Source organism: Ruegeria sp. AF1 (genome assembly GCF_056542125.1).
The window spans coordinates 43,489-64,048 of sequence record NZ_JBQFZG010000001.1 but is presented as its reverse complement, the minus strand read 5'-3'; the positions used below and the strand labels follow the sequence as shown (position 1 = coordinate 64,048).

19 protein-coding genes are annotated in these 20,560 nt (G+C 57.8%); 12 read left to right on the top strand and 7 right to left on the bottom strand.

All coding sequences use genetic code 11. The features are described from left to right. The first annotated feature begins 7 nt into the window (after nucleotides 1-7). Entirely contained in the window at nucleotides 8-1,048 is a 1,041-nt protein-coding gene (locus tag ACR0BK_RS00305) for an ornithine cyclodeaminase (RefSeq protein ID WP_480553296.1), read from the top strand. A 139-nt stretch (nucleotides 1,049-1,187) separates the two neighbouring features. Here the strand turns inward: ACR0BK_RS00305 and ACR0BK_RS00300 are convergent, their stop codons facing one another. Genes ACR0BK_RS00300 through ACR0BK_RS00290 form a run of 3 tightly spaced genes read right to left on the bottom strand, consistent with a single transcriptional unit; the run spans nucleotide 1,188 to nucleotide 4,297 of the window. Beyond that, a complete protein-coding gene (locus tag ACR0BK_RS00300) occupies nucleotides 1,188-2,591 on the bottom strand; it encodes a TRAP transporter large permease (RefSeq protein WP_480553294.1) in 1,404 nt (467 codons plus the stop codon). A 3-nt stretch (nucleotides 2,592-2,594) separates the two neighbouring features. Next, the gene (locus ACR0BK_RS00295) at nucleotides 2,595-3,224 is read right to left on the bottom strand and encodes a TRAP transporter small permease subunit (RefSeq protein WP_480472339.1); all 630 of its coding nucleotides are present in this window, start codon (nucleotides 3,222-3,224) and stop codon (nucleotides 2,595-2,597) included. Nucleotides 3,225-3,280: 56 nt separating this feature from the next. Further along, entirely contained in the window at nucleotides 3,281-4,297 is a 1,017-nt protein-coding gene (locus tag ACR0BK_RS00290; protein ID WP_480553877.1) for a C4-dicarboxylate TRAP transporter substrate-binding protein, read from the bottom strand. Between the two features lie 430 nt (nucleotides 4,298-4,727). Between ACR0BK_RS00290 and acs the strand changes: the two genes are divergently transcribed. The 8 genes from acs (at nucleotide 4,728) to ACR0BK_RS00250 (ending at nucleotide 14,132) form a co-directional block, all read left to right on the top strand. After that, the gene (gene acs, locus ACR0BK_RS00285) at nucleotides 4,728-6,692 is read left to right on the top strand and encodes an acetate--CoA ligase (protein ID WP_480493360.1); all 1,965 of its coding nucleotides are present in this window, start codon (nucleotides 4,728-4,730) and stop codon (nucleotides 6,690-6,692) included. A gap of 7 nt (nucleotides 6,693-6,699) precedes the next feature. After that, the gene (locus ACR0BK_RS00280) at nucleotides 6,700-7,383 is read left to right on the top strand and encodes an adenylate kinase (RefSeq protein ID WP_480493362.1); all 684 of its coding nucleotides are present in this window, start codon (nucleotides 6,700-6,702) and stop codon (nucleotides 7,381-7,383) included. Between the two features lie 180 nt (nucleotides 7,384-7,563). Next, nucleotides 7,564-7,848, top strand: a complete 285-nt coding sequence (locus ACR0BK_RS00275) for a DUF4212 domain-containing protein (RefSeq protein ID WP_209504901.1) — start codon at nucleotides 7,564-7,566, stop codon at nucleotides 7,846-7,848. Nucleotides 7,849-7,863: 15 nt separating this feature from the next. Further along, on the top strand, nucleotides 7,864-9,648 hold the full coding sequence (locus ACR0BK_RS00270; RefSeq protein WP_480476698.1) for a sodium:solute symporter family protein: 1,785 nt from the start codon (nucleotides 7,864-7,866) through the stop codon (nucleotides 9,646-9,648). Nucleotides 9,649-9,756: 108 nt separating this feature from the next. Beyond that, a complete protein-coding gene (locus ACR0BK_RS00265; protein WP_480553292.1) occupies nucleotides 9,757-11,580 on the top strand; it encodes a DUF294 nucleotidyltransferase-like domain-containing protein in 1,824 nt (607 codons plus the stop codon). Nucleotides 11,581-11,607: 27 nt separating this feature from the next. After that, nucleotides 11,608-12,126: a hypothetical protein gene (locus tag ACR0BK_RS00260; RefSeq protein WP_480516730.1), complete on the top strand. Its 519-nt coding sequence runs from the start codon at nucleotides 11,608-11,610 to the stop codon at nucleotides 12,124-12,126. Nucleotides 12,127-12,128: 2 nt separating this feature from the next. Beyond that, nucleotides 12,129-13,541: a 3'-5' exonuclease gene (locus tag ACR0BK_RS00255; RefSeq protein ID WP_480553291.1), complete on the top strand. Its 1,413-nt coding sequence runs from the start codon at nucleotides 12,129-12,131 to the stop codon at nucleotides 13,539-13,541. A 90-nt stretch (nucleotides 13,542-13,631) separates the two neighbouring features. Continuing rightward, entirely contained in the window at nucleotides 13,632-14,132 is a 501-nt protein-coding gene (locus ACR0BK_RS00250) for a flavin reductase family protein (protein WP_480476690.1), read from the top strand. On the opposite strand, the gene ACR0BK_RS00245 is transcribed toward ACR0BK_RS00250, so the two are convergent. From ACR0BK_RS00245 to ACR0BK_RS00235, 3 genes are read right to left on the bottom strand one after another with little or no spacing between them, the layout of a single operon-like run. Then, on the bottom strand, nucleotides 14,129-14,608 hold the full coding sequence (locus ACR0BK_RS00245) for a DUF6505 family protein (protein WP_480493367.1): 480 nt from the start codon (nucleotides 14,606-14,608) through the stop codon (nucleotides 14,129-14,131). The two genes, ACR0BK_RS00250 and ACR0BK_RS00245, sit on opposite strands and share 4 nt — an antisense overlap. Beyond that, on the bottom strand, nucleotides 14,605-15,303 hold the full coding sequence (locus ACR0BK_RS00240; protein ID WP_480476686.1) for a biotin/lipoate--protein ligase family protein: 699 nt from the start codon (nucleotides 15,301-15,303) through the stop codon (nucleotides 14,605-14,607). The genes ACR0BK_RS00245 and ACR0BK_RS00240 overlap by 4 nt, the downstream gene beginning before the upstream one ends. Continuing rightward, nucleotides 15,300-16,361 carry an Mrp/NBP35 family ATP-binding protein gene (locus ACR0BK_RS00235; RefSeq protein WP_480553290.1) on the bottom strand — a complete coding sequence of 354 codons (1,062 nt, stop codon included), beginning with the start codon at nucleotides 16,359-16,361 and terminating at the stop codon, nucleotides 15,300-15,302. The genes ACR0BK_RS00240 and ACR0BK_RS00235 overlap by 4 nt, the downstream gene beginning before the upstream one ends. A gap of 132 nt (nucleotides 16,362-16,493) precedes the next feature. Between ACR0BK_RS00235 and ACR0BK_RS00230 the strand changes: the two genes are divergently transcribed. Next, nucleotides 16,494-17,222: a hypothetical protein gene (locus ACR0BK_RS00230; protein ID WP_480553288.1), complete on the top strand. Its 729-nt coding sequence runs from the start codon at nucleotides 16,494-16,496 to the stop codon at nucleotides 17,220-17,222. Here the strand turns inward: ACR0BK_RS00230 and ACR0BK_RS00225 are convergent. Next, on the bottom strand, nucleotides 17,216-19,168 hold the full coding sequence (locus ACR0BK_RS00225) for a 4Fe-4S binding protein (RefSeq protein ID WP_480553286.1): 1,953 nt from the start codon (nucleotides 19,166-19,168) through the stop codon (nucleotides 17,216-17,218). The genes ACR0BK_RS00230 and ACR0BK_RS00225 overlap by 7 nt on opposite strands. A gap of 263 nt (nucleotides 19,169-19,431) precedes the next feature. Between ACR0BK_RS00225 and ACR0BK_RS00220 the strand changes: the two genes are divergently transcribed. Further along, nucleotides 19,432-19,986 carry a DUF3305 domain-containing protein gene (locus ACR0BK_RS00220; RefSeq protein WP_480553285.1) on the top strand — a complete coding sequence of 185 codons (555 nt, stop codon included), beginning with the start codon at nucleotides 19,432-19,434 and terminating at the stop codon, nucleotides 19,984-19,986. Next, nucleotides 19,983-20,558 carry a DUF3306 domain-containing protein gene (locus ACR0BK_RS00215; RefSeq protein WP_480553284.1) on the top strand — a complete coding sequence of 192 codons (576 nt, stop codon included), beginning with the start codon at nucleotides 19,983-19,985 and terminating at the stop codon, nucleotides 20,556-20,558. Before ACR0BK_RS00220 ends, ACR0BK_RS00215 begins: the two co-directional genes overlap by 4 nt. The last annotated feature ends 2 nt before the right edge of the window (nucleotides 20,559-20,560 follow it).

Genomic DNA, 20,560 nt, shown 5'->3' with positions numbered 1-20,560 from the left:
GAGTACGATGCAACCTTCTGACAAGGCACTCGTGCCTTTTGTGTCCGTCGACAACATGATGCGTTTGATCCACCACATTGGCGTCGAACAGATGATCGTTCAGATCGCCGATCAAATCGAATCCGATTTCAAACGGTGGGAAAGCTTTGACAAGACCCCGCGTATCCCGGCGCATTCTCCGCACGGTGTGATTGAACTGATGCCCACCTCGGATGGTGAGGCATATGGGTTCAAATACGTGAACGGTCATCCCAAAAACACCTCCGAGGGTCTGCAAACTGTGACCGCATTCGGATTGCTGGCGGAGGTTTACACCGGATATCCCACTCTGCTGACCGAAATGACGATGCTGACGGCGTTGCGCACGGCGGCAACGTCGGCTCTGGTCGGACGCTATCTTGCCCCGAAGAATGCCACAACCATGGCCATGATCGGCAATGGGGCGCAGTCCGAGTTCCAATGCCTCGCTTTCAAGGCAATGTGCGGGATCGACACTGTGCGGCTTTACGATATCGATCCCGGTGCAACTGCGAAATGCGCCGCAAACCTACAAGGCAAGGGCCTGACGGTCGTCCCATGCAAGACGCCGGAAGATGCTATTGAAGGCGCTCAGATCATCACCACCTGCACGGCAGACAAGAAAAACGCCACCATCCTCACCGACAACATGGTCGGTCCCGGCGTCCACATCAACGCCATCGGTGGCGATTGCCCCGGCAAGACAGAATTGCATCGCGACATCTTGCTGCGCTCAGACATTTTCGTCGAATATCCCGAGCAAACCCGGATCGAGGGCGAGATTCAGGCGCTGGATGCTGATCATCCCGTGACCGAGATGTGGCAGGTCATGACCGGCGCTGCCAAAGGGCGCACAGACAACCGCCAAATCACCCTGTTCGACAGCGTTGGCTTCGCGATTGAAGATTTCTCAGCCCTGCGTTATGTCAAGCAGGCGATCGAAGGCACCGCATTCTTTGAACCTCTGGACATGCTGGCAGACCCGGACGATCCGCGCGACCTGTTCGGAATGCTGATGCGGGCCGGTTAGGCGCACCTAAGGGGGCTCTGCCCCCGTCGCCCGTGCCGGGCGCCTCCCCCGGGATATTTATTGGCCAGATGAAGCAGGGGATCCGTTCTTCATCTGGCTTTAAATATCCCGGAGCGCGAGGCAGAGCCTCGCATCCCACCTAACCCGCAAGCGATGGCAGGTAGAGTACAATACCAGGGAACGCCACAAGCATTGCTATGGTCAGGGCGTCGGCCACGAAAAACGGCGTCACACCTCTGAAGACATCCTGAACACTCAAATCCGGACGCACCCCGGCGACGACAAAGCAATTCAATCCAATTGGCGGTGTAATCAGGCAGAATTCGGCCATTTTGACTACCAGAATTCCGAACCAGATCGCGCACATCGGGCCGGACATGCCAAACGCACTGTCTGCGGCACTGACAGATTCACCACCGTTCAGCGCCATAACCGCCGGATAAACAACAGGTAAGGTCAAGAGCAGCATTCCAATCGCATCCATGAACATGCCCAACACGGCGTAGGCAAGAAGAATACAGATCAGGATCAACATGGGCGACATCTCGAGCCCGGTTATCCAGTCAGAAAAGGCGCCGGGAAGGTCTGCAAATCCTAGAAACCGCACATAGATCAGAACGCCCCAGATGATCGAAAAGATCATCGCGGTAAGCTTGGCCGTTTCCAGCAGCGCGGATTTGAATTCACTCCACCGCATCCCGTGGAACAGGGCGAAGCAGAAGACGATGAAGGCGCCGATTGCACCGCCTTCCGTCGGTGTGCCCCACGCTTTTTCACCAAACGGGTTATAGACAAAGCAGATGATGATCAGGATGACGGCGACAATAGGAATGGCTCCGGGAAGGGCCGAAAAGCGCTGTTTCCATGTAAAGCCTGTGACCGGAGGACCGACGGACTTAAAGATCACAGCGATCCCGACAATCAGCACGGCATAGATGATCGCTGAAAAAGCACCCGGAATGAACCCCGCCAGAAGTAGCTTCCCGACATCCTGCTCGACGATGATCGCGTAGATCACCAGTATGGCCGATGGTGGGATCAACGAGGCCAGCGTTCCTCCGGCGGCCACCACACCAGCAGCAAAGCGTTTGTTGTAGCCGACCTTTAGCATTTCCGGGATCGCGATGCGGGCAAAGACGGCAGAGGTGGCGACCGAGGCACCCGAAACCGCGGCGAAACCGGCGGTGGCAAAAACAGTTGAAACCGCCAACCCTCCAGGAACCCAGGCGACCCAGCGTTTGGCAGCTTCAAACAACGCCCGCGTGAGCCCTGCGTAATAGGCCAGATACCCGATCAGGATAAAGGTCGGGATCAGGCTGAGGGTGTGAGAGGCAACTTTGGAATGCGGCACTTGCCCGGCGGTTTTGACCGCAACTGTCAGCGCCTTTCCAAACCGCGCAGGATCATACCCAAACTTGGCCCAAAAAATCCAAACCAGCCCGATAAGCCCGGCCAAGCCCGCAGCGAACGCCACGCGCATGCCGACCACGACAAAGACCAGAAGCCCGCCCGTGACCCAGAGGCCAATTTCAATCGTGTCCATAAATCAGTCCTGCCCTTCGAACTGTTCGGCCTCAGCCGCTGCTTGTGCTGCCGCGTCCTGTATCAACGGAACGGCCACCGGAGCTTCCAGTCCCAGCCATAATGCGCGGCCATAGCCCCAAGCCTGCAAAGCAAGCCGCAGGCACAGTACGGAAAACGCGATGGGGGCCAGTAGTTTCGCGGGCCACAATGGAATTCCGATATCAATGGAACTGTCGCGGCTCCACAATGGTGCGCCCAAGTCAAAGGAGCGGTCGAAGTGAGACCAACTGCCCCAAACCAGTGCAAGCATCAGAAGCAGGATCAAAACCACCGAGACCAGTTCGAACAGCCACAACCCCCTGCCGTGAAGGCGCGATAGAACGATGTCCATGCGGATGTGGCCGCCATCGCGCTGAACATATGAAATGCCCAGAAATGCGATCAGTGGCATCGCCTGTTCGATCCAGTCAACATATCCTGGCAATGGGGCATTCAGGGCATTGCGCCCACTGACCGAAATAACGGCCAGCACCATCAAGCCAAATACTGCGAAACCGCTGATGAGCGCCAGAAAACGCTCCAGTTTCAACAACTTCTGATCCAGCTGGCTCAGACGGCTTCCGTCCACCAGCACTGTGGCCTGTCCTGCCATTCCGGTGTTCCCCAATATTTGTGTACCGGGTGCCCGTTGGGCACCCGGGTTTAGGATCAGTTGCCGCCGCGCTGTTGGGTCAGCGTCGCCTGAACGAGATCATAAAGATCCTGCGCTGGCAGTCCCTGTTCCGTCATTTCCGCGATCCACTTTTCACGGATCGGGTCGGCTGCCTTGGTGCGGAATTCTGCGATCACGGCATCATCGATCATGACTTTCTGGACACCCTTTTCTTGCAGAACACTGTCCCATTGCTCGAGCAATCCGTCGTAATTTGTCAGGTAATGGTCAATCGCCTCATCAATCGAGTTGTCCAGCGCTTCGCGATGCGCGGCTGGCAGGGCCTCATAGGCGTCAATGTTGACCACAACTGGGCAGTTTACCGTTCCTGGGTTCAGGTTTGCCGTCCACCAGTCGGCTTCGTTGATCGTCCCGAAAGACAGATGTGCGTGCTGGGCAAAGGCTACAGTGTCGACGACACCTGATTCCATGGCGTTGAACGCTTCGGTTGCGGGGACCGATGTCGGAACACCTCCGACCGCCTCAAAGGCTTGCCCCAAACCGCCAGTTGCACGGACCCGCATTCCGTCAAAATCGGCCAGTTCATCGCGTGGCTCGCCGGTACCGACCAAGTTATACTGCGGCATCGGCGAGGTCATGATGATGCGGGCGTTCCATTGGGCCATCTCATCTTTGACTGCGGGATGGTCATATACCGCATGGCTTATCGCCACCTCCTCCTGCAGGTTGTTCACGCCAAGGAAGGGCAGCTCCAGAACAGTAATCGCGCGGTTTTTGTCGCGGTGGTAACCTGCGCAGAACTGAGCCATCTCGAAGGCGCCGATTTCAATACCGTCCAAGTTCTCGCGCGGCTTGGATAGTCCGCCATAGCTGACATTGATGGTGAATTCACCGCCGGTTTTTTCGCTGACAAGCTCGGCCAGTTTTTCAACATGCTCGGTGAAGGCACGACGTTTGCCCCAGACTGATGCGTTCCATTCAGTTGCAAAGGCTTCACCGACAAAAGCAAAGCTCAGGGCGGCGACGGCCGCGCCGCTCAACATCTTTTTCATCATTTGATCTCCCATTGCTGCGCCTCCTCCCGAGGCGCTTGAGGATCAAGCTAGCGCCAACATTCTACTGTGCCAACCCTGCCTTGGCTTTCCGCTGGTATCAGAAGAAGTTCCCGCTTGGATTGCGCATGCAGGAAAACCAGGTGTTCGTGGACTGACCCCCGCTTGTGTCAAGCAATGCAAGCAGGACATGTGTTACACCTATCCATTTACTTTAAAAAGATTTTTACAAAATTTACGCGTTTTCTTTACTGGATGTGGCCGTGGTTAGAAATTTCTTTACAAATAAATTCAGGGATTCCGGCAATTTATTTATTTATTTTCAGAACTCGGTAATATTCGACCTTGGGGAGGAACGGGATCGACATTGCCGGACCAAGTGGCAAAAAATGTCCCAACGTAATCCAGTCCAGAGGGAGGAGCCTCAAAAATGACCACCGCTGCCCAGGCAGATGCCAAGACCTATCCGCCATCCGCAGAAACCGTCGCCCGTGCGCATGTTGATGCCGAAAAATATGCCGGCATGTACGCCGCTTCGATCAGTGACCCCGACGCATTCTGGGGCGAGCAAGGCAAGCGCGTTGACTGGATCAAACCCTTCACCCAGGTCAAAGACGTTAACTACGATTTCGGTTCGGTTAAAATAAACTGGTATGCCGATGGCACCTTGAATGTCTCGGCCAACTGTTTGGATCGCCACCTGAAAACCCGCGGTGATCAAACGGCAATCATCTGGGAACCGGACGATCCAAATGATCCGGCTCAGCATATCTCTTACGCAGAACTGCACCGCCGCACCTGCCGCATGGCCAACATCCTTGAATCTATGGGTGTGCGCAAAGGCGACCGCGTCGTCATTTATCTGCCTATGATCCCCGAGGCCGCTTATGCCATGCTGGCCTGCGCGCGGATCGGCGCAATTCACTCTATTGTTTTTGCAGGCTTCTCGCCGGACGCTCTGGCAGCCCGGATCAACGGCTGTGACGCCAAGGTTGTCATCACCGCGGACGAGGCTCCGCGCGGTGGTCGTAAGACGCCGCTGAAATCCAATGCTGACGCGGCACTGCTGCACTGCAAGGATACGGTCAAGTGCCTTGTCGTCAAACGCACCGGTGGCCAGACCACCTGGATTGACGGTCGTGACTTTGACTACAACGAAATGGCCCTTGAGGCGGACGACTACTGCGCACCAGCCGAAATGAGCGCCGAAGATCCGCTGTTCATCCTCTACACCTCCGGCTCGACAGGTCAGCCAAAAGGCGTTGTTCACACGACCGGCGGCTATCTTGTTTACGCCGCAATGACGCATGAGATCACCTTCGATTACCACGAAGGCGACGTGTACTGGTGTACGGCAGATGTGGGCTGGGTGACCGGCCACAGCTATATTGTCTATGGCCCGCTGGCCAATGGTGCGACAACGCTGATGTTCGAAGGCGTTCCAACCTTCCCCGACGCGTCGCGTTTCTGGCAAGTCTGCGAAAAACACAAGGTGAACCAGTTTTACACCGCGCCCACAGCGATCCGCGCCCTGATGGGTCAGGGCAAAGAGTTTGTCGAGAAATGCGACCTCAGCGATCTGCGCACTCTGGGAACCGTGGGTGAACCGATCAACCCCGAAGCCTGGAATTGGTACAACGAAGTCGTCGGCAAGGGCAAATGTCCCATCGTGGATACATGGTGGCAAACTGAAACCGGCGGTCACCTGATGACCCCCCTGCCCGGCGCCCATGCAATGAAGCCCGGATCGGCAATGAAACCGTTCTTTGGCATCGAACCGGTGGTGTTGGACCCGCAGTCCGGCGTCGAGATCGAAGGTAATGGTGTCGAGGGTGTGCTCTGCATCAAAGACAGCTGGCCCGGCCAGATGCGCACTGTCTGGGGCGATCATGAGCGGTTCGAAAAGACCTATTTTTCGGATTACAAAGGCTACTACTTCACTGGTGATGGCTGTCGTCGCGATGAAGATGGCGACTACTGGATCACCGGCCGCGTGGACGATGTGATCAACGTGTCTGGCCACCGCATGGGAACGGCCGAGGTGGAAAGCGCTCTGGTTGCACACGCCGCCGTAGCAGAAGCTGCGGTTGTTGGGTATCCCCATGAAATCAAGGGGCAAGGCATCTATTGCTATGTCACTTTGATGAATGACCGTGAACCAAGCGAAGAGCTCCGTAAGGAGTTGCGCACCTGGGTCCGGACCGAAATCGGACCGATTGCCAGCCCCGATGTGATCCAATGGGCCCCGGGCCTGCCCAAAACACGTTCCGGTAAGATCATGCGCCGCATCCTGCGCAAGATCGCCGAAAATGATTTTGGTTCGCTGGGTGACACCTCGACACTGGCCGATCCGTCGGTGGTCGAAGACCTGATCGAAAACCGCGCAAGCAAGTGAGGATGTGATGGACGCCGCCACGATCACCACTCCCGCAGTACTCATCCTTCTCGGCCCTCCGGGCGCCGGGAAGGGCACGCAGGCCCGGATGCTGGAAGAGAAATTCGGGCTTGTTCAACTCAGCACGGGTGACCTGCTGCGCGAAGCCGTTGCAGCAGGCACGGACGCAGGCAAAGCCGCCAAAGCCGTGATGGAAGCCGGTGATCTGGTCAGTGACGAGATCGTCATTGCGATCCTGCGCGACCGTATGGCGCAATCAGATTGCGCCAAGGGCGTCATTCTGGATGGGTTCCCCCGCACAACGGTTCAGGCAGAGGCGCTGGATGGTCTGCTGGCGTCCAATGACCAGAAGATCAACGCAGCAATCAGCCTGGAAGTGGAAGATGCCGAAATGGTGATCCGCATTTCGGGCCGCTACACCTGCGCGGGCTGCGGCGAAGGGTACCACGACCAGTTCAAGAAGCCAGCCGAAGACGGAAAGTGCGACAAGTGCGGCAGCACCGAATTCAAGCGCCGCGCGGATGACAACGCTGAAACCGTGGCTTCGCGCCTAGCGGCTTATCATGCACAGACCGCGCCGCTGATCACCTATTACGACGGTCACGGTGTTCTGAAACGCATCAATGCCATGGGCAGGATCGAAGATATCGCTGGCGATCTCGAAGGGATCGTGAGCGACACCATGAGTTAAGGGGAGGAGATAAGCCACAAGGCTTTGATCCTAAAAAGAATACTTCAAAAGACCGCTTTGGCGGACTGGTGAAGTTTTACCTGGCACCATACGGTGTTGGGCATTGTCGAGAAGCGGACCGACGCACTGGAGGAGTTGAGCACCGGGCCGCCAAACGAGGAAGCGAAGGAGGAACCCGCAATGGCGGATCAATCTACAAACTCCGCGCAGGCAGCCGAAGCCGACAAGGGCTATTGGCAGGCCAACCTGCGCCTCATCTACATCAGCCTCGTGATCTGGGCGCTGGTGTCATTTGGATTCGGCATCCTGCTGCGTCCGCTGCTGTCGGGCATCGCCGTCGGTGGTACTGATCTGGGCTTTTGGTTCGCTCAGCAAGGATCGATCCTGGTCTTTCTGGTGCTGATCTTCAACTACGCCTGGCGCATGAACAAGCTAGACGCCGAACACGGCGTGGATGAAGAGTAAGGGAGAGCGGGGATAATGGATCAGTTTACCATCAACCTGCTGTTTGTCGGCGCATCCTTCGCGCTGTACATCGGCATTGCGATTTGGGCCCGCGCGGGTTCCACATCAGAGTTCTACGCCGCCGGTCGCGGCGTACACCCGGTCACCAACGGTATGGCAACAGCGGCGGACTGGATGTCTGCGGCCTCGTTCATCTCGATGGCGGGCCTGATTGCCTTTACCGGCTATGACAACTCGACCTTCCTGATGGGGTGGACGGGTGGCTACGTGCTGTTGGCACTGCTGCTTGCGCCGTACCTGCGCAAATTCGGCAAGTTCACCGTATCAGAATTCATCGGCGACCGTTTCTACAGCCAGACAGCGCGCATCGTTGCGGTGATCTGTCTGATTGTCGCATCGGTGACCTACGTTATCGGTCAGATGACCGGTGTTGGGGTTGCCTTTGGCCGCTTCTTGGAAGTGTCGAACACCACCGGGCTGTTGATCGGTGCAGGCGTTGTGTTTGCCTACGCGGTGTTCGGAGGGATGAAGGGCGTGACCTATACACAGGTCGCTCAGTACTGCGTGCTGATCACCGCCTACACCATCCCTGCCATCTTTATCTCGCTACAGCTGACCGGCACTCCGATTCCGGCGCTGGGTCTGTTTGGCGACACTGCAAGCGGTGTACCGCTACTGACCAAACTGGACGGCATCGTAACAGAGCTGGGCTTCAACGAATACACGGCCCATCACTCCAACACGCTGAATATGGTGCTGTTCACCCTGTCGCTGATGATCGGTACCGCCGGTCTGCCGCACGTTATCATGCGCTTCTTCACCGTCCCCAAAGTGTCTGACGCACGTTGGTCGGCTGGCTGGGCGTTGGTCTTCATCGCGCTGCTGTATCTGACCGCTCCGGCTGTTGGCGCAATGGCCCGTCTGAACATCACCGACATGATGTGGCCCAATGGTGGCATCGAAGGTGGTGCCGTTACAGTCGAACAGATCGACAATGATGCACGGTACGACTGGATGGCCACATGGCAGAAAACCGGCCTGCTGGATTGGGAGGACAAGAACGGCGACGGCAAGATTCAGTACTACAATGACAAATCTGAATCGATGCAGGCGATTGCGGAACAAAAAGGCTGGGTCGGTAACGAGCTGACCAAGTTCAACCGCGATATCCTGGTTCTGGCCAACCCCGAGATTGCCAACCTGCCCGGTTGGGTAATCGGTCTGGTCGCTGCCGGTGGTCTTGCGGCTGCTCTGTCGACTGCTGCGGGCTTGCTGCTGGCGATTTCGTCGGCCGTGTCCCACGACCTGATCAAGGGCGCAATCAACCCGCAGATCTCGGAAAAAGGCGAGCTTCTGTCGGCACGGATTGCGATGGCTGTGGCGATTGCTGTAGCGACCTGGTTGGGTCTGAATCCTCCGGGCTTTGCAGCACAGACTGTTGCTCTGGCCTTTGGTCTGGCGGCAGCCTCGATCTTCCCGGCACTGATGATGGGGATCTTCTCGACCCGCATCAACAACACCGGCGCTGTTGCAGGTATGCTGGCAGGTCTGGTCGTTACCCTGGTCTACATCTTCCTGCACAAGGGTTGGATGTTTATTCCGGACACCAACTCGTTCACCGATGCCGATCCGTTGCTGGGTCCGATCCAGTCGACCTCGTTCGGCGCTGTCGGTGCCATGGTCAACTTTGCTGTCGCCTATGTTGTGGCTGGCATGACCAAGGAAACTCCGCCTGAGATCAAGGAACTGGTCGAAAGCGTTCGCATTCCCCGTGGTGCGGGTGCAGCTCAGAACAAGTGAGCATGATGCGGTCGTTGGCTCTTGCCTTCGACCGCGTCTTTCGATCCACTACTCCCGCCCGGCATACCACTGGGCGGGATTTTTTCACCAGAACACCGGAGACATCAGATGCCCCTGTCCCACGATGAAATCGCCCGGTTTCTGAAATCCGTTCATCCCTATGACGCGTTACCGGCTGAAGCCCTGGATCAGATCGTAAAACAGATCGAGGTCTGGGAAGTAGAGGAAGACACCTCGGTCTATGAACTGGGTCATGCGCTTCCCGGCGTATTCGTGATCTATGAAGGACAGGTTGAAATCACCGATGAGAATGGTGCCGTTGTCTCTCAACTAGGCTTGCGCAATTCTTTTGGAGAGCGCGGACTGCTGAAAGACGGCAAGGCAGCCACCAAGGCGCGTGCGCACACTCCGTCGGTCCTGATTGTTTTGCCACCGGATCTGGTGCGCGAGTTGATCGACGGTCACGATGTGGTCGCCAAGTTCTTCAACCGCACACGCGGCGACAGAAGCGGCCCGCAAAGCCTTGCGACCAGTTCCATTGATATTCTGATGGCACATAACCCGGCTACCTGCCCCGCGGATACGCCTGTTCAGAAAGCGGCGCAGATCATGCGCGACAAACACATCTCGTCACTATGCATCACAGACGGCGACACGTTGCAGGGCATCGCGACGCTCCGGGATATCTCAGGCAAATATGTTGCGGACGGCCTGCCTCCGTCCACACCGGTTTCCGAGATCATGACCGCGAACCCCGTCACCCTGTCACCCGGTGACATCGGCTCAGACGTGTTGCACATCATGATGGAACGCGGCATCGGCCACGTCCCGATTTCAGAGGGCGGTCGGCTGGTCGGTATCGTCACACAAACCGACCTGACACATTACCAGGCCGTGAACTCGGCCGAACTGGTGCGACGCATCGCCCAGGCAAATACCGCCGAAGATATGGCGCGGGTAACGGCGGAAATCCCACAGCTGCTGGTACAACTGGTTGCAGGAGGGAACCGGCACGAAATCGTCACACGCCTGATCACCGACGTTGCTGACACGGTTACCCGGCGCCTTCTGGCCCTTGCTGAACAGAAACTGGGCCCGCCCCCTGTGCCGTATCTGTGGCTGGCATGCGGCTCGCAAGGGCGGCAGGAACAGACAGGCGTGTCGGATCAGGACAACTGCCTGATGCTGGATGACAGCCTAACCGATGCGGATATGGAGTACTTTGTAATGCTGGCCAGGTTCGTGTCGGACGGGCTGGATACCTGTGGCTATTTCTATTGTCCCGGCGACATGATGGCGACCAATCCGCGCTGGTGTCAGCCGGTGCGTGTCTGGCGCGACTATTTCAAGGGATGGATCGCCAAACCGAACCCCGAAGCGCAGATGCTGGCCTCGGTCATGTTTGACTTGCGCCCGATAGGCGGCACGTTCGACCTGTTCGCCGACCTGCAAGCCGACACATTGGCGGCGGCCAGGTCCAATTCGATCTTCGTCGCACATATGATCTCGAACTCGTTGAAACACACGCCGCCGCTGGGGTTGCTGCGTGGGTTTGCAACCATCCGGTCGGGCGAGCACCGCAACACGCTGGATATGAAACACAATGGTGTTGTTCCGGTCGTGGATCTGGCGCGAATCTACGCCCTGCAAGGCGAACTGCCCGAGGCCAATACGCGCGCCCGTCTGAAGGCTGGCGAGGCCAATGGCGTTCTCAGCGCGTCAGGCGCACGCGATTTGCTGGACGCCTATGATCTGATCGCCGAAACCCGGCTTGAACATCAGGTCCAGCTGGTCAAATCGGGCAAGAAACCAGACAATTATCTGCCACCTTCCGATCTTTCGGACTTTGAGCGAAGTCATCTTCGTGACGCCTTCGTTGTGGTAAAAACCATGCAATCAGCGGTCGGCCACGGCAAGGGAATGCTGGGCTGACATGCATCTGAAGAACGGAGAGACACGATGTTTCTGGAATTGATCGGCACTGTTTTTGCGGGCTTCGCTTTTGCGGGTATCGTTCTTGTGCTGAACAAGCTGACCGGAGGGCGGTTGCCGAAATGGGTTACTCCGGTCGCGGCGGGTTTGGGGATGATCGCTGTGACCATATCCAGCGAGTATTCCTGGTACGACCGTACGCGCGAACAGCTTCCCGAGGAAATGGCAATCGTGCAAGAGGTTGAAAGCCGCGCCCTCTACCGCCCGTGGACCTATGCCGTGCCCTTCGTCGACCGCTTTGCCGCTATCGACACCGTGTCGGTGCGAACAAACGAAAACGTTCCCGACCAACGACTTGTCGATCTTTATTTCTTCGGTCGCTGGGCTCCGGTTTCAAAACTGCCCGTGGCCGTAAACTGTGCCGAGAATCGTCGCGCCAACCTTGCGGACGGTGCTGAGTTTTCCGATGACGGACGTCTGCTGAATGCAGACTGGATATCTGCCGGGCCTGCCGACCCCATCATCGACGCCACCTGCGGGGTTTGACAATGCTCACAGGGTTAAGCCTGCGGCTCAGGATATTTCTGTTTTTCTGCCTGCTCGCGCTCGGCGGGATATCAATCAGTTCCGCCGCCCTGTGGATCACCTATGCCCGGGCCGCACAACCTGACCTGTTTGATGACTTCATCTTTGCCGAGGTTCTGATCGGGTTTGGATTGCTGGCTTTGATCGCCGGTGTCTGGCTGTTGTTTGACGACAATGTCGCCAAGCCGATCGAACGGCTTTCAGCGCAACTGCGGGCCCGCGCTCATGCCGGTGTCAGCACGGACCTGGACATGCAGGCCGCGCGGTATTTGGGAGATCTGGCCCCTGCTGCAGCTGGCCTGGCCGAGCAACTTGCCGCAAATGCCATGCACACAGCCGAGGCGGTGGCTGCTGAAACCGCTCATCTGGCGGCGGAAAAACAGCGCCTTACTGCCCTTCTGACCGAGATCCCGGTCGCCATGTTGCTGGCCAGTCCAAAACACCAGATCGTTTTGTATGACGGTCAGGCGGCCGAGGTGCTGGCCCAGATCGCGCATCCCCGCCTGAACGCCTCGCTCTTCGAGTATATCGAATCGACGGGGCTGACGGACGCGTATGGAAAGTTGTGCAAATCAGGTAAGGATGTTTTCTGCACCCTGACCAGCGTGGACGGCCGACAAACCTATTCGGCCCGAATGAAGCCATTGGGTGACGCACCCGGTTACATGCTGGTGTTCGAAGACAGCGTTGCCCGTATGTCGCCAGATGAGGCCCGCCCGCTGGTCTATGATTTCGAATTGCTGGACACGCCGGGTGACGGCGCGTTTGAAAACCGCTCTTTGCTGGATCTATGTTTTGTGGTCTTCGACACGGAAACAACCGGCTTGCTGCCACACAAGGATGAGATCGTTCAGATCGGCGCGGTCCGCGTTGTGAAAGGCAAGATCGTCGCGGGCGAGCATCTGGACATGCTTGTAGATCCGGGCATTCCGATCCCTGCTGCCTCGACCCGCGTGCACAAGATCAGTGATCACATGGTTCAGGGCGCACCGGATATTGTCAAAGCCGGACGTGTGTTTCACCAATTCTCACGCGATGCGGTGATTGTGGCCCATAACGCGCCGTTCGACATGGCGTTCCTTCGCCGCCATGCCAAGCGTATGGAAGTCGAATGGGATCATCCGATACTCGACACTGTGCTGTTGTCGGCCGTTTTGTTCGGCGCCAGCGATACACATACACTGGACGCGCTGTGTGAACGGCTGGACATCACTATCCCCGAGGCGCTACGTCATACGGCATTGGGCGACGCGGTGGCAACAGCCGAGGCGCTGGTCAAGATGCTGCCCATCCTGCAAGCGCGCGGGCTGAACACCTTTGGCGAAGTCATCGTCCAGACCCGCAAACACGGGCGTCTGCTGGAAGACCTGAATTAACACCGAAATTTGCAAACGCCGTTCAGCTTTTCGTGGACAATCCGGGCCACGCATGGCACCTGATGCGCGGCCAAGGAACACGCGCGCGATATGACGGAAAAGATTTTCACACCAACCCCGGATCAAAGCCACGCCTTTCGTGAGGCTCTGGGATGTTTCGGAACGGGTGTCACCGTGATCACTGCGCAAACCGAAGACGGCCCACGTGCAATCACCGTAAACTCGTTTGCGTCGGTGTCCCTGGACCCGCCGCTGGTGCTGTGGTGCCTGGCCAGAGAGTCAAACCGCTTCGATACGTTCAGCACCTGCACGCATTACTCGATCCACGTCATGGCTCAGGATCAACAGGATCAGGCGCTAAGATTTGCACGCGACGGTGTGGATTTCACCCATGCCGAGTGGACGACAGACGAGGCTGATCGCCCGCAGCTGGCCAATTGCCTGGCTCGGTTTGACTGCCGTTTGCATGCCCGGCACGAGGCCGGAGATCATCTGATCATTGTCGGTCATGTGGATCAGGTCATGTACCGCACTGGCAAGGGTCTGATCTTCAAGCGCGGTCAGTTCGGCGGGTTTGTAGACCCTTTCTAGTCGTCCAGAGACCCATGCACCGCCAGCACCTCTAGCTGTGCGTCTTGCGGAGTGATCACACGAAAAGATTCGTGCACTCCTGTCTCAGATAATTCTCTGGCGACGGTCAGCAGCGTGTTGGCGGCATGGTCTTCACACAGATCTGACATGTGATCAATCTCAGCCTGTGCCACGCCTAATGCGGCTTCGACCGAGGGCGCTCCATAATACTGCACGAAGTGTTCTGCCAAGTTGCGGGTGACCTGATCCCTTTCAGCGGCTTCGATCTGGGTTACCGCCACAAATGTCACCCGGCCAAAGGTTTCCAGCCCCAGCCAGCCATTCGCAAAAGCCTGACGCGCCTTACCTTCCAGATCCGCGCCGCTCCAGTTCGAAAACTCGAACCCGCCCGAAACGCACCATTCGCCCGTACGTGCCGGAGAATGAAACACGTTCATGTCGCTTTCATCGAAATGGATGGCGCGGGCCAGTTTCATCGTCCGTTCTCCAATAATTCCGTCAACGGGCGCAAACGGGTGTTGACCCCGTCGCGGATCAGCATTCCGAACCGCTCATCCGCTCCAAGGAATACACCGCCATCGACCCGTGGCTCACCTACCCCACGCAGCAGGCCCATCCATTCGGCATGCAGCGGCGCGTTGCCATCCTCCTGCCAGCGGTTGAGCCAGGTCAGCATATGGCGTGACCAGCTTTCGACCAGTTGCGTGGCCGACACCTCGGCGCAGCCTTCATCATAAAGGGCTGTGACATCCGGTGTCTCGCCGGGCGCGGTGCTGGTTTGCATCAATGCGAGCTCCCAGCCGACAATCAGCCAATCCGGTTCTTCCTCCGCGTTTTCCCCGGATGCCGAAACGCGGAACACACCGCATTTCGCGCCATTCACACAGATCACACCGTCCCATTCCAGATGCACCGCCACTTCAGGCGGGGCCAGAGCGCCCAGCGCATTCTGAAACCCGACAGCACAAAGCGGCAGCATCGCCATCGCGTCCCGCAGTGGCACCTCGGGCGCAAATACGATCGCGACACGCAGGTAATCGGCCTGAATGTTATAAACAACCGCCCCCGCATCGCAGCCCAAAGCCGCCATAGCCTGGGCCCGTTCAAACGGGTCTTCCCCACCCTGAACCGGGTGACCCGTCAACAAAGGGGGAAAGACCGGTTGGCTCATGCGGTGCCTTTGGTGATCATGTCGCGGGCGATCTTGCGGAAAGCCTCGGCCTGAGGACTGTCTGGCTTGCTGACCACAATTGGCGCGCCCCCGTCTGCGGCTACACGAATGTCCAGATGCAACGGGATTTCACCCAGCAGCGGCACGCCCATCGCCTCGGCCTCAGACTTGACACCACCATGACCGAAAACATGTTCTTCGTGCCCACAGTTCGAACAGATATGCGTGGACATGTTTTCGATCATCCCAACAATAGGTGTCTTGAGCTGATTGAACATGTCGATCCCCTTGCGGGCATCAATCAGCGCCACGTCCTGCGGCGTCGAGACGACAATAGCGCCGTCCACCTTGAATTTCTGGCTTAGCGTCAGTTGCACGTCACCGGTGCCGGGCGGCAGGTCGACGATCAGCACGTCCAGGGCACCCCATTGCACCTGGCTCATCATCTGTTGCAGCGCCCCCATCAGCATCGGCCCGCGCCAGACAACCGCCTGCCCTTCGTTGGTCATCAACCCCATCGACATCATGGTGACGCCGTGGTTGCGCAGCGGTAGGATCGTCTTGCCATCGGGGCTGGCCGGGCGGCCCGAGACGCCCAACATCCGAGGCTGCGACGGCCCGTAAACATCCGCGTCCAGCAGACCCACGCGCCGCCCTTCTGCGGCCAGTGCACAGGCCAGATTGGCCGACACGGTGGATTTGCCCACCCCCCCCTTGCCAGAAGCAACCGCGAGGATCCGGTCAACACCGGGAACGGCCTGCGGTCCAGTTTGGGATGGTTTGGGTTTCGGCTTCAAATCCGGCGGCGCCTTATCGGAATGCGCAGTCATCAGGGCCGATACATTTGCAACGCCCTCAACCATCTGCGCAGCCTTCTCAGCTGTTGCGCGCACAGGTTCCATCTTGTCGGCATGCTTCGGATCAATCTCAAGAACAAAGCGAACCGTGTCGCCCTCAACATTCAGCGCGCGCACGATGCCCGCGCTGACAATGTCCTGACCCGAAACCGGATCGGTGATCTTTTTCAGGTTCGCCAGAACCGCGTCACGAACACTCATGCTGTTCTCTCCTTGGTGTGCCCCGCCGACAGGGGCGTGCGTGTCGACATGTATTGGTCGCCGCTCATTGCATGTGTCTCCGTCTCTTTCTGTTCATTTGACGCATCGCAGCCTTCATAGTTAGGCTAAACCATGCGCCTTGTCTTGTTGTGCCTGAGCCTGACGCTCACCGCCACCCCCTCCTTGTCGCAGGAGGCGATTGGCCTTGCGGCTCCGGCAGAGGTTAAAGACTCCGGTCTGTTGCAACATATCCTTCCTCGCTTCTCTCTCAAGACCGGGATACGCGTTGTCGCAGATGATGCCGGTGCCATGGTGCTGGAAACCGCGCCGCCCGGTGATCCTGTCTTTGCCCGTGGTGGAGTGGTCTATCACCTGCGGATCGAAGGTGATAATCGTCAAATCCGGTTTCGCGACTGGCTGCAATCAGATATCGGCAAGCGCACTGTCGAAGGTTTTCTTCCTGCGGTGGGTGAACCGTTCAGCACCGGCTTTGATCCCACATTCACCCAGTCGGACGATACCCTGGATGGCAACACCGTACTGGGCGAAGAACTATCTATGACCCATTGTGGTCGATGTCATGTGATTGGCCCCCGAAACCGGATGAGCGGGCTTGGCTCAACCCCCTCTTTCGCGGTTCTGCGCGCGATGCCGGATTGGTCGGAACGGTTCGAGGCGTTCTTTGCCCTCAATCCCCACCCCGCATTCACGCAGATCGACGGGTTGACACCCCCCTTTGATCCCGAGCGACCATCCCCAATTCACCCGGTCAAGATGACGTTGGACGATCTTGAAGCCATCCTGGCATTTGTTTCGCGCATTGACGCCGCAGATCTGGGCTCGCCGCTAAAGCTTCAGTGATCCTTTCTATCCGAATAGTAATCCTCGGTGGTAACGACCCGAGGCTTTGGTTTTGACTGGAACGGATTGTCCTGCTGCTGGAAATGAGCATTCACCCGGCAATTGTCACACATCTGGATCATCCGTGCCTGTTCCGTTGAGGCAAACATCGGGTGCGTGCCCGAAAGCTTTTCCATGATCCGTTCAACGGTTGATTTCACCCCAAACAAAGCCCCGCATTCGACGCAGGCAAATGGTTCCTCCTCGTTCAGGACCTGCTGAGACAAGGCAGCATCGCTCAGGTCCAGTTGTGGTACCAAGGTGATCGCATCTTCGGGGCAGATCGTCTTGCACATTCCGCATTGCAGGCACGCATCCTGCTGAAAGTTCAGCTGGGGCTTGTCAGGGTTATCTATCAAAGCCCCGGACGGGCACAGAGACACACAACTAAGACAGAGCGTGCAACTGTCAGTATTCACTGCAACGGCACCGTAAGGCGCACCTTCAGGCAATGGCAGCGGGGCTTTGGCCTGCGGATTCAGGGCCTGTGCGGCCAGTCGCGCGATTTGTCGGCGGTTGCCAAGTGGCAAGACCGGATCTGCCAACGGTTCGGGGACATTTTGCGCATACAGCAAGTCTGCCATCGCATCAGGGTCCACCTCCTCAATCAGCCCGATCCCATCCGAACTGGCTATGGCACGTGCCAGTTCAAGTTCGCGATCCAGCGCATCCCGCTCGGTCGTCGGTGCCAGCAGCACATCCACACGCGCAAATCCATGAGCCAGTGAGGCCAGCATTTCCGAATGACCGAACCCGGATATCACTTTCAATTCCAGCGAGATAACATCCGAAGGCAATCCCCGCCCGAACCTTGCTGCAAGCCTTATCATTTCGGCCCCGTGGGCGTCGTGCACAAGCAACCGGGGTGCGATACCGCCTGCCCTTCGGTACGTGCGCGCCAGAGTGTGCATCCGTGATAATAAGGCCGAAACAGGTGGATCTTCATAGGTTATCGCCGTCGACGGGCAGACCGCCGCGCATTCACCACACCCGGCGCAGACCATCGGATCAATCGCTACATGCTCGCCCGAGGGCGTGATTGCACCGGTTGGGCAGATATCCAGACAGTTTGAGCACCCGACCTGTTCCGCCCGCGAATGGGCGCAAAGTGTTTCTTCCAGTCGCACGTACAGGGGTTTTTCGAATGTTCCGACCAGTTGGGCGGCGTCGAAAGCCAGACTTTCTACAGAAACCGCATCCTTGGGATCAGCCCGCAAGTACCCCTCGCGCTTGGCCGGGGCCTGCACAAAGGGCGTGCCCCCCGTCAGATCAACAATGATATCGCAGGCCGATTGCGCCCCATCTCTTGGTTCCGTCCAATTGAAAGCACCCCTGCCTGCGGGAACCACTTGCTGCACATTGTCCAGACGCAAAGAAAACCCACCCAGAGCACCCGAAACAGACCGCAACTGTCCCCGAATGACGTCGAAGGCCCGAGAGTCCGGCTCAGCCTGATCTGTGACCAGAACGGTTACAGCCAGTGTCCGGGCCAACCTTTCCGCCAGTCCAAAGGCAACGGTGCCCGGACCCATGATGAAACACGTGCCTTCGCTGATGACATCAACGCTGGGCGTCACGGGTTGCGGCAGGAACGCTTCGGCGGCTAAGGCAGCCATTTTGGCCGTCGCATCCGCGCCCTGATCGGACCACCCAGCGCGATCCCGCAGGTCGACAAAGCCGGGGGTCTCGATATTCATATCTTCGGCAAGCGACCGGAACACCTCTTGTTCTTGCAGACAGGCGATGACGATATCGCCCTCTTGCATCGAGGCCGCAGCGGATTGCAGTTCTTTTGTACAAAGCGCGGTATGCACCTTTGAACAGGAAATTCCGCAGGCGCTTTCGATCCTGTCAGTATCCAGCGCCTGAGTTCCCGCGCAATCGCAGAGCAAAAGTTTCGTGCCCATGTCCCCTCCCTCGGGAAGCAGTCCCGATCCTCTGCACTTTAGGCTGCATTCCCGATGAAGCAACTTCAACCCTGCGCAGCGTGCAGGGCGCCGGGCAGAATTTCGCGGCAAAATCCCATAAAACAAAAGCCTTCTCAGGCTTTGATCACGAAGACGCTACCGGGAATACGACCAAAGTATTAACGCACGGGCTTGGCACGTGGCTATTTTGTGTACCATAGTGGACGTGGAAAGGCAGGGGAGAGCCTTTCGGGGAGGATCCAGTGGCCAAGGCCGCAAGCCAGATCGACATGCCGGTTGGCGTCATTGTGCGCAAAACACCCGGGGTCACGCGTTGGGCCCGCTGGAACTGGCGCGCGGTCGCCGTGTTGCCTGGTGCAGGGCCAGCCGATTGGCAGGAACTGCGCCGCGAAGGCGAGGCGGTCGAATACCACGCTGCCACCCTTCCTCTGACTCTTTGGGCGGACGAGACCGAAGCCTATCTGGTCAACCTGTCGGACGGGCAGCCCTCGATCTATCTTGTACTGCGGAATGAGCTGAAGGGCGACACGCCGCTGAATGCAGTTCTGATCACCGCTTCTCCGTTCCAGGGGCAGGATTACGCAGATACCGGCGAAGAAATTGTCGAGAAAATCCCGATGACCGAAGGGCTGATCGCCTGGGTGCGGGATTTCACCCAGAAACATCACCAGCACGAAGTGTTCGTCAAGCGCCGTCGCGACAAGAAGCGGACGGATCTGGTTGAAGACGGTAAAGGTGATGCGCGTATCCGGCAGGTATCGGACGTGTACCGCTCGCCGAGACGGGTGCTGCAATGACAGAGCGGCGTGATTTCTGGTCGCGCCGGAAGGCAGCCGTTCAGGCCGAAGCTGAAGCCGAGGCGATGGCCCTCGAAGAACGGGTGATCGCAGCACATCACACAGAACTTGAAGAAAAGAGTGACGCCGAGATTTTGGCCGAATTCAACCTTCCCAATCCGGATACCCTCGGACCCGGCGATGATGTTTCGGGCTTTATGTCCAAGGCAGTGCCTGATCGCCTGCGGCGCCGCGCCCTGCGTCGGCTGTGGCGGTTGAACCCTGTTCTAGCCAATGTCGACGGGCTGGTCGATTACGGCGAGGACTATACCGATGCGGCCTGCGTGATCGAAAACATCCAAACCGCCTATCAGGTTGGAAAAGGCATGCTGGCGCATGTCGAAGCACTGGCCGCCGACGCACAAGAAACAGAAGTAAACGAAATCGAAACTGATACGCTCTCTGAACCTGAGGTCGTGCCGGTTGACCCCGATCCCGTGCCACAGCCGGTTTCAGTGGTTCAGGTGGAAGAGCCGGAAGAAGTCGACCGTCCCCCGTATCCACGTCGAATGACATTTGAATTTGAAGGATGACC

Coding starts and splice junctions, on each gene's coding strand:
- ACR0BK_RS00230 (WP_480553288.1), top strand. CDS start 16,494: ATGCGCCTTGTCTTGTTGTGCCTGAGCCTGACGCTCACCGCCACCCCC.
- ACR0BK_RS00270 (WP_480476698.1), top strand. CDS start 7,864: ATGGATCAGTTTACCATCAACCTGCTGTTTGTCGGCGCATCCTTCGCG.
- ACR0BK_RS00295 (WP_480472339.1), bottom strand. CDS start 3,224: ATGGCAGGACAGGCCACAGTGCTGGTGGACGGAAGCCGTCTGAGCCAG.
- ACR0BK_RS00265 (WP_480553292.1), top strand. CDS start 9,757: ATGCCCCTGTCCCACGATGAAATCGCCCGGTTTCTGAAATCCGTTCAT.
- ACR0BK_RS00250 (WP_480476690.1), top strand. CDS start 13,632: ATGACGGAAAAGATTTTCACACCAACCCCGGATCAAAGCCACGCCTTT.
- ACR0BK_RS00240 (WP_480476686.1), bottom strand. CDS start 15,303: ATGAGCCAACCGGTCTTTCCCCCTTTGTTGACGGGTCACCCGGTTCAG.
- ACR0BK_RS00290 (WP_480553877.1), bottom strand. CDS start 4,297: ATGAAAAAGATGTTGAGCGGCGCGGCCGTCGCCGCCCTGAGCTTTGCT.
- ACR0BK_RS00300 (WP_480553294.1), bottom strand. CDS start 2,591: ATGGACACGATTGAAATTGGCCTCTGGGTCACGGGCGGGCTTCTGGTC.
- ACR0BK_RS00280 (WP_480493362.1), top strand. CDS start 6,700: ATGGACGCCGCCACGATCACCACTCCCGCAGTACTCATCCTTCTCGGC.
- ACR0BK_RS00275 (WP_209504901.1), top strand. CDS start 7,564: ATGGCGGATCAATCTACAAACTCCGCGCAGGCAGCCGAAGCCGACAAG.
- ACR0BK_RS00215 (WP_480553284.1), top strand. CDS start 19,983: ATGACAGAGCGGCGTGATTTCTGGTCGCGCCGGAAGGCAGCCGTTCAG.
- ACR0BK_RS00245 (WP_480493367.1), bottom strand. CDS start 14,608: ATGAAACTGGCCCGCGCCATCCATTTCGATGAAAGCGACATGAACGTG.
- ACR0BK_RS00235 (WP_480553290.1), bottom strand. CDS start 16,361: ATGAGTGTTCGTGACGCGGTTCTGGCGAACCTGAAAAAGATCACCGAT.
- ACR0BK_RS00260 (WP_480516730.1), top strand. CDS start 11,608: ATGTTTCTGGAATTGATCGGCACTGTTTTTGCGGGCTTCGCTTTTGCG.
- ACR0BK_RS00225 (WP_480553286.1), bottom strand. CDS start 19,168: ATGGGCACGAAACTTTTGCTCTGCGATTGCGCGGGAACTCAGGCGCTG.
- acs (WP_480493360.1), top strand. CDS start 4,728: ATGACCACCGCTGCCCAGGCAGATGCCAAGACCTATCCGCCATCCGCA.
- ACR0BK_RS00305 (WP_480553296.1), top strand. CDS start 8: ATGCAACCTTCTGACAAGGCACTCGTGCCTTTTGTGTCCGTCGACAAC.
- ACR0BK_RS00255 (WP_480553291.1), top strand. CDS start 12,129: ATGCTCACAGGGTTAAGCCTGCGGCTCAGGATATTTCTGTTTTTCTGC.